Origin of the sequence: Candidatus Nitrospira allomarina, from assembly GCF_032050975.1 — a bacterium.
GTDB lineage: Bacteria > Nitrospirota > Nitrospiria > Nitrospirales > UBA8639 > Nitrospira_E > Nitrospira_E allomarina.
This window is the reverse complement of record NZ_CP116967.1, coordinates 2644561-2659589: the sequence shown is the minus strand read 5'-3', so window position 1 is coordinate 2659589 and position 15029 is coordinate 2644561. Positions and strand designations below refer to the sequence as shown.

At 48.1% G+C, this 15029-nt stretch carries 17 protein-coding genes; 9 read left to right on the top strand and 8 right to left on the bottom strand.

Annotated elements, in window-relative coordinates:
• Positions 1-24 precede the first annotated feature (24 nt).
• Positions 25-945, top strand: coding sequence for a hypothetical protein (locus PP769_RS11810; RefSeq protein WP_312640290.1), 921 nt, complete (start codon positions 25-27; stop codon positions 943-945).
• Positions 946-1042: 97 nt separating this feature from the next.
• Here PP769_RS11810 and PP769_RS11805 read toward each other — a convergent pair whose 3' ends face one another.
• From PP769_RS11805 to PP769_RS11785, 5 genes are all read right to left on the bottom strand, one after another.
• A complete protein-coding gene (locus PP769_RS11805) occupies positions 1043-1447 on the bottom strand; it encodes a response regulator (RefSeq protein WP_312640288.1) in 405 nt (134 codons plus the stop codon).
• Positions 1448-1570: 123 nt separating this feature from the next.
• On the bottom strand, positions 1571-2026 hold the full coding sequence (locus PP769_RS11800; protein ID WP_312640286.1) for a hypothetical protein: 456 nt from the start codon (positions 2024-2026) through the stop codon (positions 1571-1573).
• Between the two features lie 580 nt (positions 2027-2606).
• Positions 2607-3374, bottom strand: coding sequence for a BON domain-containing protein (locus tag PP769_RS11795; RefSeq protein ID WP_312640284.1), 768 nt, complete (start codon positions 3372-3374; stop codon positions 2607-2609).
• A gap of 203 nt (positions 3375-3577) precedes the next feature.
• Positions 3578-3871: a hypothetical protein gene (locus tag PP769_RS11790; protein WP_312640282.1), complete on the bottom strand. Its 294-nt coding sequence runs from the start codon at positions 3869-3871 to the stop codon at positions 3578-3580.
• A 106-nt stretch (positions 3872-3977) separates the two neighbouring features.
• Complete coding sequence (locus tag PP769_RS11785) at positions 3978-4157, bottom strand: DUF1328 domain-containing protein (protein WP_312640280.1); 180 nt, start codon at positions 4155-4157, stop codon at positions 3978-3980.
• A gap of 267 nt (positions 4158-4424) precedes the next feature.
• On the opposite strand from PP769_RS11785, the gene PP769_RS11780 reads away from it, so the two are divergent.
• The 4 genes from PP769_RS11780 (at position 4425) to PP769_RS11765 (ending at position 7433) form a co-directional block, all read left to right on the top strand.
• Complete coding sequence (locus PP769_RS11780; protein WP_312640278.1) at positions 4425-4688, top strand: hypothetical protein; 264 nt, start codon at positions 4425-4427, stop codon at positions 4686-4688.
• Positions 4689-4814: 126 nt separating this feature from the next.
• Positions 4815-5993 (top strand): AI-2E family transporter, encoded by a 1179-nt coding sequence (locus tag PP769_RS11775; protein WP_312640276.1) that lies wholly within the window; start codon positions 4815-4817, stop codon positions 5991-5993.
• 18 nt (positions 5994-6011) lie between these two features.
• Entirely contained in the window at positions 6012-6902 is an 891-nt protein-coding gene (locus PP769_RS11770; protein ID WP_312640274.1) for a mechanosensitive ion channel family protein, read from the top strand.
• 63 nt (positions 6903-6965) lie between these two features.
• Positions 6966-7433 (top strand): MgtC/SapB family protein, encoded by a 468-nt coding sequence (locus tag PP769_RS11765; protein ID WP_312640272.1) that lies wholly within the window; start codon positions 6966-6968, stop codon positions 7431-7433.
• On the opposite strand, the gene PP769_RS11760 is transcribed toward PP769_RS11765, so the two are convergent.
• The 3 genes from PP769_RS11760 to PP769_RS11750 form a co-directional block, all read right to left on the bottom strand.
• A complete protein-coding gene (locus tag PP769_RS11760) occupies positions 7430-8881 on the bottom strand; it encodes a glucose-6-phosphate dehydrogenase (RefSeq protein WP_312640270.1) in 1452 nt (483 codons plus the stop codon). The two genes, PP769_RS11765 and PP769_RS11760, sit on opposite strands and share 4 nt — an antisense overlap.
• A 214-nt stretch (positions 8882-9095) precedes the next feature.
• A complete protein-coding gene (locus PP769_RS11755; RefSeq protein ID WP_312640265.1) occupies positions 9096-9776 on the bottom strand; it encodes a PRC-barrel domain-containing protein in 681 nt (226 codons plus the stop codon).
• 194 nt (positions 9777-9970) lie between these two features.
• Positions 9971-10303 carry a hypothetical protein gene (locus PP769_RS11750; protein WP_312640263.1) on the bottom strand — a complete coding sequence of 111 codons (333 nt, stop codon included), beginning with the start codon at positions 10301-10303 and terminating at the stop codon, positions 9971-9973.
• 538 nt (positions 10304-10841) lie between these two features.
• Here PP769_RS11750 and PP769_RS11745 point away from each other — a divergent pair.
• The 4 genes from PP769_RS11745 to PP769_RS11730 all read left to right on the top strand — a co-directional run bounded on the left by PP769_RS11745 (position 10842) and on the right by PP769_RS11730 (position 14779).
• Positions 10842-11201, top strand: coding sequence for a response regulator (locus PP769_RS11745; protein WP_312640256.1), 360 nt, complete (start codon positions 10842-10844; stop codon positions 11199-11201).
• Between the two features lie 566 nt (positions 11202-11767).
• Positions 11768-12301: an ATP-dependent zinc protease family protein gene (locus PP769_RS11740; protein WP_312640253.1), complete on the top strand. Its 534-nt coding sequence runs from the start codon at positions 11768-11770 to the stop codon at positions 12299-12301.
• Positions 12302-12375: 74 nt separating this feature from the next.
• Entirely contained in the window at positions 12376-13836 is a 1461-nt protein-coding gene (locus PP769_RS11735; RefSeq protein WP_312640251.1) for a UUP1 family membrane protein, read from the top strand.
• A gap of 1 nt (position 13837) precedes the next feature.
• Entirely contained in the window at positions 13838-14779 is a 942-nt protein-coding gene (locus tag PP769_RS11730) for an alpha-L-glutamate ligase-like protein (protein ID WP_312640249.1), read from the top strand.
• Positions 14780-15029 lie beyond the last annotated feature (250 nt).

The window sequence follows — 15029 nt, the reverse complement described above, 5'->3', positions numbered from 1 at the left end:
TTCCCCCAAGCAAGGAGGACGACCTTGAAGACATTATCCCCATCAACCAACGGTGTGATTAATACCCCTGAAGAATTCAAACAGTTCATTCCAGGGAACTTTTCTCATTTCCTGGAACGTTCTTCTGGCCTGATTCGGCGTATTTTACAAGATATGGGGCAATGGGCAGACAATTCGGCACATGAAAAGTTATTGTTGCGTCTTTCGTTTGATCTGGTGGAACGGTTTATCGAATATTGTCCCTCCCAACTTCCCTGCCGGCCTTCCCTGTTGTTGGATGGATTCATCTCAGATTATTTTGGAAGACCCCAGGAACCTAAAGCATCATCAACCTCTAATCCTGTGTTGTACCGGTTTCTGGATGGCCTGCTTAACCGAGCCGTCTTAAGCCGGGATGCCTTAATCTGCCTGTTTTACCACTTTTACGGCATGAAGCCGGTCGAGGTCGGATTCCTTCTTGGTTTGGAAGAAGGGCAAACCCAGCGCATCTATAAAAATTTTGCACGATGGCGGCAAAAGGGATGGTTCCAAGCGGCAGAGGAGGTTGGATTAACCACCCAAGAGGTCCAATCGTTGATTGAAAAGCAAGCTTCTAATCCCGATTTATTTCATCTTCAGGTGAGGGAGAACCTCGAAACCTTATTGCCCTTTTATCGAAAAAGCGATCCCCCCTACTACCCATGCCTGGAGGGTTCGAAATGGCAGGAGATGTTTAGAGAAGGCTATGGATTTGATTATCGGATGTGGCATTTACCTCTTTGTCTGTCCTGCATGAAGGTCATTACGGAAGTTGGCGACTCATTCCTTCTCAACCCCGACGTGACGTTAAATTTTCATGTCTCTCCTCATTCGTTGAGAGAGGAAGAGGAGTTTTGGCCGGCCCTAAAAAATTTCTCTACCGATAAAAAACGTCATAATTTCAATCGGAGCCTTCAGATGGCCTAACCAGCCCTCTCAAGGTACGGAAGGAATTTGGCGCAAAAACGCAGTATCGTAGAAGAGATCCGTGCTATGCAAAATGATGTGGAGGGCAATATGCCCTCTACCCGGGTTTAGATGGGAAATGCGTCACCAACTCCCTGCAGGCTTGAAGAAATAACCTGGGGTTAAGAGGTTTTTCAAAGGTATAGGACGCTCCCAGCAAATGCGCAAACCGTTTAATATTAAACTTTGGCGCCTGATGTGCTGAAAAGGTTGCAATGATGGGAGGATGGTGTTCCTTCGACGTGATTTCTGAAATGAACGAAAACCCGCTTTTTTGAGGCAGAAACAAGTCTACGACAATGAGGTCGATGGATTGTTGTGTGGAGAGACGAATTCCATCAGAAATATTTCCTGCAACCCTTATCTCGACCCCGCACGAATCACCGAGACGCGTCCAGGACTCTTGGGATTCAGGATCAGAGTCAATAACAAGAAGAATACCCATCAGAACCAATTGAGCCAAACACCCTTGACCTTCGAATTATCCGAAGAAGAAATCCACATCCCTAGAACCCAATCCCGCCTTCTGTCTTTCTTTCGGTTAGCCTCATAATATCTATGCTAAAAACGAAAGTTAGGCCATTCATCATGATGTCGTAATCCAATTCAAATTTCGAACTCGGATATATTGAACGGACGGACGAATGTCTCGTCGCCGAATGCCCGTTTCAAATTCTGCGACCATGCTCATGTGTGCGGTTGTTAACAGGAGATTGTCACCCGACCTCCAAGGCAGAATAGAGACATCCCGCATTGCGAAGCGAGATTTTCCAGCAGCGTCAATCTGAATCCCGCCCCAGGGTTCCAAAGAATAGATTAAGGTCCTCCCTGGTGGGGTCCCCATAGAAATGGTGTTCTCCTGACGGATTTCCGGATGCAAATTGCCTTGAATGGAATTTGTCGACAAGCCTGCCGCAAAAGGCGTTATTTGAAATGCCCAGAGGAGAGCTGTGGCAAATACCCCCACGACCACATTAAAAAGAACCAGGACGCTACGCCCTTCTCCATATTCAGCCTGTTGTATTTTCTCTGATATTGGCATCGGCCTATTCTTTCTCCGTAATTTCATAGGAATCCGTACGCTTCATTTTCAGATTCAGCTTTACCATATAACGCCACATGAACAAATGGACATTTGCTTCGGTTTTTCGTAAAGCCTGTCGCGACAAAGTCTGCCGGATACCCGGGGTACTCCGCGAATTCGTGTGCGAAAGACAAAAGACGGATGCACCATTATAGTAACGGGCCCGGACATTCCTTAAACTGAAATACCCGGGCCCGTCATATCCTACAAACAATATATTAAATGGTACTCAAGTCACTTGGTTGTTCACTTTCATTATCCCAATTGAATCCGGGAAATGGCTTCTCAAAAAGCGATGACTCCGAACAACCATAATATCAGCACGAGACTGAAAGGAACCCCTAAAATCCACAATAAAATTGGCATAATTCTCCCCTTTCTGTTGGACTATTGCGTAATGAATGTGTATCTATTCTCAATGATTTGCTCCGTCGTTTGCGTCACTATTGTTCTACATCCATTCAGCATTTGGATGCCTGGGAAAGAGCATGGAAATTTGCCCATCCCCAACCCATTGATAGGCATCCGGATTACTGAGTTAGTTGGCAATCCTGAGTTGATTATTGACACGTCGGGCTCCGGCTTCATAGGCATTTTCGACTGCAGCCGCCATTTGCGATCGGTCCTTAACAGTTCCTTGCAGCGTCACCACTCCTCGCCGGGCATTCACCCGAATCGGATCCTCATCCACATAGGGACTCCACGCCAATTCTTCCCTCACAGCCTTGGCCAAACTCCTATCACTCATCTCTCCCCACGGTCGCTCATCATATCGAAATACCTGCAATTCGTTTCGCACTTTTCGCGCGCCGCCATCATAAGCAGCCTCCTCCGCTTCCATCATGGCTTCACGATTTAAGACCATGCCGGATAGCGTCGCGACGCCATTTTCTACACTAACGTGAACTCTATCGGTGCCCTCGCCCAGCTCGGCAAGGATATCTCGCCGAATGGTTTGGTCGGCACGCCGAAGATCATTCGGGTTCCGTGGATGGGAAGCGGTGGACCGGTATCCGTCCTGAGTCACATATCCCTCTCCCCGATACCTGTGGTTATTGTCCTGATCCTCCATGGTATCCAGATCACCATATTGGTCTGTGTAATACCCCCGGTTATCATTATTTCGATCGCGATTCCGGTCATGATCGGCATCATAATAACGGGAATCCGACCACCCGCGTGTGTCGACATGCGATCGATCCCTGTAATCATAGGATGAGTCCGCCTGCGCCAGGACAGGTATGCCCAAGCACAAGGCCATCACGGCAGTTCCTACTTTCATGCGTTCCTTTGCTATTAATTTCATCGTTTTCTCCTTTCGTTAAAATAGAATTATTGGGAGGATCTTACTTTCACGATAGCCCGAAACCCAACAAATTGTGAATGGACAAGTTGTGGGGGTCATGTCCGCCCATCGTCTAATTCTTCCTCCCGAATTCTTTCCTCCTAATCGACATATCCAATGGATCAAGTAGAGTTGGACCTACTCCGCGTGCGGTGTGAGCGATGTCATATTCCTTCCGGACGGTTTTGATTCACCCGGAGTCGCAATCGCCATTGAAGAGGGGCATCGGGATCCCGGGTATAATGTCCATCATCCTCTTCCACCTGGACCGCTTTCAACGGAATGGTGACTTGTTCTTTCATATGCGGGAACGCTTCTTGAAATAACAAATAAACCACGCTTTCGGTGCATCCGAACACTTCAGCATTCAATCCTGTCACATCGTTAAAATCCACCGTGACCCGTTCTGCAGGATTGATCCAGGGCGCAATCAATTTGGCTTTTTCTTGATTCGTCATAACATCCTCTTTATCAGGAAAGATAATTTCTCATGTTCGCGCCTCCCGCCAGCTTGTGAGATAGAGCTGTTGGCCGGTCATGCTAATCATTGTCCCCAGGAGGACATTATGTAATTTTTTTGGCCACAAACACACCGATGAGGACCATCACCACGCACAGTACGAGAAAAATATAAAATAATACTTGGGCAATATCGGCCGCTCCCTCCGCAATTCCTGAGAAACCAAACCCGCCCGCGATGAGCGCAATGACAAAGAAAATGGCGGCCCATTTTAATATCGTCATAGAAACCTCCTTTCACGAGGTTGAAGAGGATCACAGATTATGGGATCACGTGTGTGCATGCCAGTGAACCCCTCCCTGTTTAGGGAATAACTCAACGGCCGTCCAGCAAGGAAGCCGCCTGCCGTGAGTTTCATACGAATAGGCTGATCCGACGTATCAGGCGGGTCACCAATTGGGAGAGGTTCATCGTCAGGATCGGATCCCGGCGATGGCGGCATGGGTGGATCGTGAATCGGCTCCGGCTTCGGATCCCGCTTAGGAGGACCGATGGGCGGAGATTTTTTTTCAGGTTCAGGCGGAGGTGTCACAGGTGAACGTTTTTTGGTTCCCTGTAAAGAATGGCTACCTGCTTTAGTGAGACTGACCGCCCATGTCCCGACCATTCTGTCCTCCATCCGGCACGTTAAAAAATCCAATGCCATCTCCGGCCACTTACTCCTTCCTTCAAAGGAGCATGCACTCAATGGAAAATCTTTTAATGAAAAATTTTTGTCGACTCATCTCTTCCTGATTCCCCATGATGTCTCCTGACGTTGTTCATTCAAATAGACAAGTTACGAAGGGTCCGCGAGGTTTTATCCATGTAGGAGCATCCTGAACTTTGGTAGAGATGAGAATGGTAAATAATTGCCAGGACATTCGTATTGGACATCATGTATGCCATTGCCGGCTCCCTCCACAACCAGAAGAAAACTTTCCAGGAACCTCCATCTCTGGGAAGTCGTGGCCGTTCGTGAATTGTGTATACTCGGGGTGGTTGTGTGGTTCCTCTGGTTATGTTTGCAATTACAGGCCATTCTTGTACCGGTTTTAATTGGTCTGGGTTTGGCCTACCTGGCTGACCCAACTCTGGATTACGTGGAACAGGCCTGGAGGTTGCCGCGATGGGTCGCCGTGGCCTTCATGGCCATGATCATGTGCGTGCTGTTCAGTGGCCTCGTCCTGTGGATAGGACCACTTCTTGTCGATCAACTGCGAAATTTCTTTGAAAAAGTCCCGACATATCTTTCCATTTTGGCTCACCGGTATGAGGTGGACCTCGAAGACATTTCCCGCAGGCTTTACGAAGTTTCCACCAATATTAAGAGTAATCCCTTCGCCACGCTGAAAACTTTTTTCTCGGGAACCGGGCAGGTATTTTATTTTACGAATATCATTATCGGGACACTGGGTTCTTTTCTTTTTTCCCTTTCATTAATCGTCATTTACTTTTTCTTTTTTGCCTGGAGTTTTCCCTCCATTCAGCAAACTTTTTGGAGTTTGGTCGAATCTCAAGGCGATGCCCGCTGGGAAAAACTGCTGACAGAAATGGACGCGGCTATTGGAGAATTTTTCAGAGGACGATTGCTCATTGCTTTGATAATGAGCGTGATGTTTGGAGGAGGCTGGTTCCTAGTAGAAATGCCCTATTGGGTTCTTTTGGGATTTTGCGCAGGCGTTCTGAGCCTGATTCCCTATGCCGCCACCTTGATGTGGCCTATTGCTCTACTGTTGAAATATTTGGATATGTCCATGGGGCCTTCCTCTATCGACGATTATTGGATGCAAGTCCTCGTCTGGCCCAGCGCAGTCTATCTGGGTGTTCAATTCATTGAGGGTTGGGTGCTCACGCCCTGGATTCAAAGTCAGTCCACCGACCTCAGTGCCGCAACGATTCTGCTCGTCGTCTTAATCGGCGGAGCGCTAGGGGGAGTGTTAGGCCTCATTCTGGCCATCCCCCTTGCGGCCTGTTTGAAGATCCTGGCGAAGGAGTTAGTTATTCCCCGCCTGAAGTCGGGAGATATTACGGAAGTGCATGGGAAGATTATTAACCCTCACTCGTCAGGTCTGACCTGATTGTTGCCGGATAAACGCATGGAACCCCTCAACATTATACTGAACAGTCTTCGGGAAATGGGAAGCCAGGCATTGGCTCACCTTCCGAATGTGATTTCAGCCATCGTGATCCTTGGGTTGACCTGGTTGAGCACCAAGGCTCTGGAGACCCTATTGAGGCGGATTTTTTCTCGTTTTGGTATACGGGAATCTCTATCAGAATTATTACGCAAACTTGTGTTCATCGGCATTTGGATAGTCGGAATATTGATTGCGGCCATCATTATCTTTCCCAGCTTAACACCGGGAAAAATTCTCACCGGATTGGGACTGGGCTCCATTGCCATTGGATTTGCCTTCAAGGATATTTTTGAAAATTTTCTGGCCGGTATTTTGATCCTGCTTCGCGAGCCGTTTCAATTAGGGGATGTCATTGAATGCGAAGGATTGGAGGGGTTTGTGGAAGAAATCACCATTCGAGATACCCATATCCGTCAAACGGACGGCCAACGAGTGGTTATTCCCAACAGCGTGCTGTTTAAAAATCCTGTCACGGTGCGGACCGACCGGGACCTGCGCCGGGTCACCATTATGTGTGGCATCGCCTATGGAGAGGATGTCAATGCCGGACGTGATGTGATCCGGCAGGCGTTGGAAGGATTAGACACGGTCAATCAAGAGAAAGACATACAAATCTTTGCCCAGGGATTTGGGGCAAGTAGCATTGACTTTGAGGTGACCTGGTGGACGGGATCCCGCCCAGTGGACATCAGAAAATCAAAGGACAAGGTTGTGGCTGCCGTGAAGCAGGCATTAGATTCCGCCGGAATTGAAATCCCGTTCCCCTATCGCACGTTAACATTTAAAGAACCCTTGGAAACGTTGATCACCCGCCACCGGAAAGACCAGGATGTGCCGCATGATACCTGACGCTTTTTTCCGGACGGTTATCACCACTCCAACGTCCCCCGCCTTATCAAGGAAAGACTCATAATGGATGTATTAATCGCCCTGAACTGGCATCAGGTTTGGTCACATTTTTACCATCTTATTATCGCGTTTCTTTTGGCTGTCCCATTAGGATGGGATCGCGAACAGGAGTCGCACGGGGCCGGGCTCCGCACGTTTCCGCTGGTGGCCCTCGGGTCATGCGCCTACATGTTGACGGGTATCCATGTTCTGAGTTCTACCGATGCCGAAGCTCGTGTGATTTACGGCATCCTAACCGGAATCGGATTTATTGGCGGTGGGGCTATTCTCAAAGACAGAGGGAATGTCGCCGGAACCGCAACCGCGGCAAGCATTTGGAACACCGGAGCCATCGGAATGGCCGTGGCATGGGATCGTTACGAAATTGCCATTGTGTTAAGCGTTTTGAACTTTTTAACGTTTCGGTTCATGCCGTTAGTTAAAAAACGTGTCACGCCCACACCATCAAAACCCGATCACATGGGATCCTAATGATAGGATGGGAATGGCTCGCTCCCAGGAGTCTCCGCTGTCGTACGTGTTTGGCGGGACTCTGTCACCCCTCCGGTTTCCTCCAAAGGTGGACCGTTGGACCCTGCCGGGTACTCCTGTAAGGGAACCACGTTTTCTGCCCAGGCATCGGCAATGGGTTGAATAATTTCCCACATCTCTTCGACCTCATCATCCCGCACAAAAAGTCGTGTTTGGCCGGTCATGGCTTCGAGGAACAACCGTTCATAGGGGGAAAGATGTTCAGGAGAAATGGGATCGTCCACCCTCATTGGTGCCGGTCTGACCCCACCGGCTTCCTGGATAGTAAATATCCCAAGATGGACTTCTTCACTCGCGAGATTCAATCGTAAAATGTTCCCGCCCTCCTCTGAAAGGGGGAATTCCGTCTTGTTCTGCCCAGGTGTAAGATGCACTCGAATTTCTTTTCGATCTCGACTTAACGCTTTTCCGGACCGTAACACAAAAGGCACGCCTTGCCAGCGTTCATTGTCGACCCATAGGATCACCTGAGCAAACGTTTCAGTGTTTCGTTCGGGATCCACACCTTCGCTTTTTTCATAACCGGGAACCCGCACACCACCTATCTCCCCTGACCGGTAACGAGCTCGTACGGTCTGTGCTCGAACCTCAGCCCTTGACAGTTTTCTCACGGACTTGAACAATTCCAGTCTCTTGTCCCGAAAATCAGGAGACCACATGGTTTCCAATGGCTCATGAGCCAGAACGGCCAACAACTGGAGGAGGTGATTTTGAATCATATCCTTCAAGGCTCCGGCGCGATCGTAGAAGTCCGCACGCCCTTCCACCGTCAAGGTCTCATCCCAGATCACCTCGATTTTTTTGATGGAATGCCGGTTCCAAATGGGCATAAAGACGGGATTGGCAAATCGAAGTCCCAAAATGGTGTGCACAATCGGCATACCTAAAAAGTGGTCCATGCGATAGATGCACTCTTCAGGAAATGTTTGATGCACAAGCCGGTTTAATTCTTTTGATTGGGAATAGCTTAACCCGAACGGTTTTTCAATAATGATTCGGGATTCCGGTGGTAAATTCACCCGTCCGAGGGACTCCAAAACGGGAGGAAACATCTGGGGAGGTAACCCCAAATATAGAAGTGTCGATCCTGCCTGTTTACGAAAGATCGACTGAATCTGTCGAGTCTCACCAAGATCTTCTACACGGACATACTCCAAAGATTCCAAAAATCCTTCCCGGGATCTCAGAGGGGGTGGAGTATGATGGTTGGCAAGTAAACCGGACACATATTCTTGGAACTGAGGCGTATTCCAATTCCGCCGACCAACGCCCGTGATTCCATATTCTGTGGGAAGACCCCGGTTGGCGAACACCTGAGCTAAGGCAGGAAAAACAAAGCGCTTCGAGACGTCCCCTGTCGCTCCAAAAATGACCAAATGCTCAAACATACGGCCTTTATGAACCTCTTTTCAAGACAACCATCGGAGCGACAAAACCCTGTTCCCGGATCCCACGTAAAGGTACTCAAGAATACGTCTGGAGAAAATTCCTTTGTTTTGATGACGGTCCATTATCACCGCATGGGAAAACAAGATTAGGCGTCTCTAGCAGAATGTTCCTCCATTCCCTCCATCATCCTGGCATGCGTTTCACTTGAAATCTCTACCAGTAATGTGGTTTACCGTAATGCTTATATAGGTTTATTTCATACACTCGTTCAATGGGTGCCGTGGGATCATACTCAGGAGATTTTTCAATCTGATCCTGATTGAGATCCACAACCATTGTTCTCTCTGCCCAGTTTATGGATTTATTCCACATTGGACTGATTAACACCTTTCGGCCGGCCAACCATTTGGAGGTATCCACAACCATATAGCGGACGGTCCAGTTGGCATCATCAATGAGAAAATTGATAATCTTTCCGATTTCCCCATCCGTCGCCTGAAGGGAAAAATCCTTAAGCCCGTTCGCGCTGGTCAGGATGCCGGGAAACACCGATAATTCCCTCTCATCAATTGGAAAATACGTGCTCCATCGATAATAGTTGCAAATTTCCCGTTCCTTCTCCCACGAAAATGGTTTTTCTATTTCAAACGGGGGCGCGCCCTCAACTTGAGCTTTACTGACTAAAGCCCGGAACGACCCAATGTCTTCATGGGGATGCACGAAACTCTGGGTAGAAATCAACACATGTCGGCCTTGCAACCAATTCCCGGTGTCAGCAGCGAGATAATGTATTTTCCATGTCTGATCATTGGCATAGACGTCTGCTACAGTACCGATAATTCCATCTGTACCCTGGAGCACGCAGTTCTTCATTTTATTGAGATCTCTTAACATGTCATGTCCTCTTCTTAATTAAGTCAGTATTCTTTTTATCCTGTCCAGACGACCATTGACACCAGCTTTCCGCACATCGCACCTACATTCACGAATTGAGTTAGGTTGTGATACCGAGGAATTGGCCGTCAATCCGGTTACCCACATTGACGGCCAACTCATCACGGCGACACGCTGCAATTCACCTCAGTGCATCAGTGACTTTTCTGGGATGAACTCTGACTGGAAATTGGAGCGTGAGGACCCTTGTCCTGCAGTTCCTTAGCGGCCTGTGCGGCCTTCCCTTCCTTCTTGGACAGATTAGGATTCTTAGCATCCACATCTTCCATTTCGGTCAATTGATCCGACCGGCTTCCAGGCCCACTGCCCTCGCCAAGTGAGGGCTCAGCGGATGGCGTGCTTCGTTGAATGTTTTCAGGGACATTTTCCTCAGCGGAAACGTCCTTCATTCCCTGTCCGGCCATTCCCAGGGTTGTCGTACCCAAAATGAACGCGGTTGCCATACACACAGTTAAAAATCTTTTCATCGCACACCTCCTCGCGAAGTGAATGTAATTTTCAATTGAAAAACTGTTGAGTGTCCAACATCAAACGTTGAATCCTTCATACCAGATTCTCAATTGCCGTCTTGTTCCCTATGAGTAGCATGATCGTCGTAAACCGACCAATGGACAAATCGGGAATCAGAAAAAATCAAATGTATAAGGTTTGCTCCATTCGACTCAGGCTGTCACACCGGAATCTCCTTGTCCGGGTTCTTCCCTGTTGAGGGACGGACGACTGCAACACCCCCACGAGTGCCAATGCCATAGGTCAGAATGGCTCATGAGAAGACCATGTCGCGTACAGCCGTCAACCACTTAAGGACGAAAATCAAAATTCCTTCCGTTGTGTTGTTCATGGCAATTCACATGAAAATAGTGATAATGAAGAAAGAGACCATACACTTCTATCATGAGCAGTCGAGGCCGAAGAAGAAAGGTGCTGTCAGAATTGACACTCCCCTCGACTGACGGAGAGGGGTAATGAATCGACAAGCCCCACATAACTCAAAGGCTACTTAAAATGAGAATTTTAATCGTGGAGGGCAATCCGGATCATCGTGAAATTTTAACAACCAGACTATCCTCCTTAGGATGTGTGTGTCATGAGGTGGCTGGTGGTCACGAAGGTCTTTGCATATTGCGCTCCTCAGGATTTGATCTTGTGATTTGTGATTATCGGATGCCGGAAATGAATGGCTTTCAATTCATCCACACCTTAAGAACGACATATGATCTCGCAACTATTCCCATTATTTTCACGACGACGCATTCTGATCGGAATGTGATTGACCATGCGTACTCCCTCGGAGCGACCACCACTCTGGTAAAGCCCTATTCCCTGGAAAATCTGCAAACAGCCCTTGATCTAATCGGGCGGTGAAGCGGTACTCATCGTGCAGCCTGAAACAGTGATAAGGGATGACAATCGAGGCCGCATCCATATTCTATAAGCGCATGGAACTACTCATCTGCCTCAACCAGTTATTCATATCGGTTCTTCGGGATTTTTCATGGGCACTTCCACTCGTAGTCTTTTTTGAATGGGCATAGGCTTGGAATTCCTCTCCTTTGGAAGTAGAGTGTCGGTGGGCAAGTTCTGTGGGTTATCAGGCAAACACCACCGGATCAAGTATTCAAAACAGCGCAGAAACAACCTTCCCTTTGCCTTTATCAAAGAGGGGACTCGGAAGGATTTATGTCGGAAAACCCTTCATTTCTTTGCCTTCACTCCATGGCCTTTTCCTAGATCAAACTATATTTCCATATGACATTGTGATATCTTATGCGGAAATTCAGCCCCAAATGCATTTCAAACACCCTGGTGTTTACCAAGGAAATTTCGTTTCTAGAACATTCCCGGTATCTGCAACCAAATTTCAGGAGAATAAGGATAAAGGTTTGGATTTCTCCAAATCTTCCATGCTATTGAGCCGCAGGTTTCTGCTCATGACGGTTTTTCTGTTGAAGGCACCACTCCCCGTGGCATTCATATTGACCTTCTGGGCAGCCCTTTTCCAACCTGCCACACCCCTTATGGCGAAGGACTCTCCGATACGCGCTGGCTGGGTGGAGGAAGCCATACTCTTACCGGATGCAATTCGTCTTGAGGCCAAACTGGACACCGGAGCGATGAGTGCCTCTTTGCACGCCGAAAATTTATCCACTTTTTCCCGAAATGATGAACGTTGGGTCAAATTTGACCTCACAAGCCAGGACGGAACACAGGTCACTCTCGAACGCAAGGTTCACCGGACTGTCAAAATCAAACGACACAAGCAGGAATCCTCTGAGCGCCCGGTTGTGCTATTGAATCTCTGTCTGGGAGGACATGTTGAAACCACGGAAGTGAATCTAGCCGATCGCAGTAATTACAAATATCCATTATTGATTGGGCGAATGTTTTTGGCACACCATTTTATCGTCGATTCTTCCACCACCCATCTTTTAAAATCCGACTGCTCCTCTCAAACGACAAAGTGAACCGACTTCATTTCATATCCCTGATCTTCCTACTTTCTCTTTTGGGCCTTTCCGTTTTTCTGTACAAAGTCCTCGTGCTGGGGTTCCCGCTCAATCCCGACAGTACATCTGAAGTGTGGAACGTGGAGAGCCGAATCAGCTTTCAAGCTATAGGTGGGCCTGTGCAGGTGTCCATGTTTACCCCGCAATCCATTCTGCCGTATATCATCACCACAGAATCTTTCATTGGGCAGGAATATGGCGTCACGGAAAAATCAGAAGGACCGAACCGGGTGGTCACCTGGTCGAAACGTCATGCAGAAGGGGTCCAGATTCTTTATTATCGCGGCATCATTCGCCAAATGAAGAATTGGGAAACGGAATTTCAACAGTTTACGGATGCTCTTCAGCAGCCCAAAGATTTACAGGGAAACCTCCCCGATCTTGAAGGTGCCTTTCTTCAAGCTGCCATGGCTCTTCTCTCGGAAGTCAAGAAACAGTCTGCGGAGACCAACTCGTTAACATTAAGTCTGATTCGACGATTTACCAAAAACAATCCGGATTCCTATGAAGCCCTTCTCCTCTCCCAACAACCTCCGGAACAAGCCATCGCTCAAATTATCACCTTAGACGGCACACCTGCCCGTGTAGTTCATGGAATCGAACTAAGCAGGGAAGCTCGAACCGTTAACCTGAAGGCATGGATTGAAGTTTTTGACAAGGATACGTGGGTCCCCTTCGATCTTGAGGAGATCACAACCGGTATTCCGGACAACTATCTTGCCTGGTGGCGTGGCGATTCCCCCTTGTTCCATATTGATGGAGGGAAGGAACTTGAATTTCGTCTTTCTGCCAGCCCTAACCAGGAAAAAGCCATACAAGCTGCGGTTGCCCGTGGCAAGGTCATGAATCCGGGCTGGTTGAAATTTTCCCTTTTCAGCCTACCCGTGGAGAAACAGATCGTTTATCACATCCTTATTCTCATTCCCGTTGGCGCGTTTCTTCTGGTCCTCCTGAGAAATGTTGTCGGATTAAAAACCTTTGGGACGTTTATGCCAATTCTCATCGCGTTGGCATTTCGAGAAACTCAATTGCTATGGGGGATCACTCTTTTTTCACTGCTCATCGCGTTAGGATTAGCGGTTCGGTTTTATTTGGAACATTTAAAACTGCTCTTGGTTCCCCGCCTCGCTGCCGTCCTCATTGTCGTGGTGTTAATGATGGGCATGTTAAGTATCCTCTCTCATCACCTGGGAATCGTCAGAGGGCTCTCCGTAGCCTTATTCCCTATGGTCATTGTCACCATGACAATCGAACGCATGTCGATTGTGTGGGATGAACGAGGTCCGGGTGAAGCTCTTCAGCAGGCAACAGGAAGCCTGGCGGTAGCCTCACTCACCTATTTGCTCATGAGTCTTGAAACAATGGATTATATGTTTTTTACCTTTCCTGAATTACTCCTCGTCCTTTTAGCCTGTACCATTGCTTTGGGACGGTACACGGGTTACCGCCTACTTGAGGTCCGGCGGTTCCAAGGACTGTTGAAATCCTCATAACATGTTCAAGGGATTCCGCAACTTATCCAAACAGGGCATTCTGGGTCTGAACAAACGGAATGCCGTTTATACCCTGGGTTTCAATCAACGCCGGTTTTATCCCTTAGTCGACGATAAAGCCCAAACTAAAACACTCTGCTCCCAAGCAGGCATGGCTGTTCCAGAACTTTACGGAAAAATCGAAATTGAAAGACAAATCCGCGATCTTCCCAAATTATTACGTACACATACCGAATTTGTGATTAAGCCCGCTCATGGAAGCGGAGGCGATGGGATCGTGGTCATCAAGGGCCTGGTTAAGGATAAATATCGAAAAGCCAATGGGGTGATCCTCTCCTTGGATACACTGCAGCATCATATTTCCAACGTGTTAAGTGGAATGTATAGCCTAGGTGGAGCGACCGATACTGCCCTCATAGAATATTGCGTAAATTTTGACCCTATATTCGAATCTATTAGTTATCAGGGGGTTCCGGACATCCGGATCATTGTCCTTCTCGGGGTGCCTGTCATGGCCATGGTTCGCCTGCCCACCCGGATGTCAGATGGAAAAGCCAACTTGCATCAGGGTGCCTTAGGAGTTGGTGTGAATATGGCAACCGGCACAACTTCAACCGCGGTGTTTTTGAATGATATCGTCGGCGAACATCCTGATACGAATAATTCCGTCACGGGTCTTGTCATTCCCAATTGGAGGAATCTTCTGGCATTGGCGTCCCAATGTTACGATATTTTTAAATTGGGATATCTGGGAGTTGATATTGTCCTGGATAGAGATCAGGGCCCTTTACTGTTGGAGGTGAACGCCCGCCCAGGGTTGAATATTCAAATTGCGAATCGCTCCGGACTTCTTCCCCGCTTGCACCTGGTAGAACAATCTGCACAAGGTCTCACCTCGGTCCAGGATCGTATTGAGTTTGCCATTCGTCATTTTCCAGCCTAAGCCCCATTCCAACAGATCACACATCCTGACCTGAATACGCCACCATCCCTGCCGTCCGGAATTCTGAAATCATAGTAGTTGCCCAACTGCCTTCACATCACACGCTTCGGGAAAGGAGACTGATTGTCGACAATCTGGACATTTCCTCCACCAGTCACAAGTCACTTGTCTTTTGCATTTTCCTGTCCTGTACCGTCATCATCTTATTACATTTTCAAACAAAACCGAGGGAACGAACGAAAAATTTTTC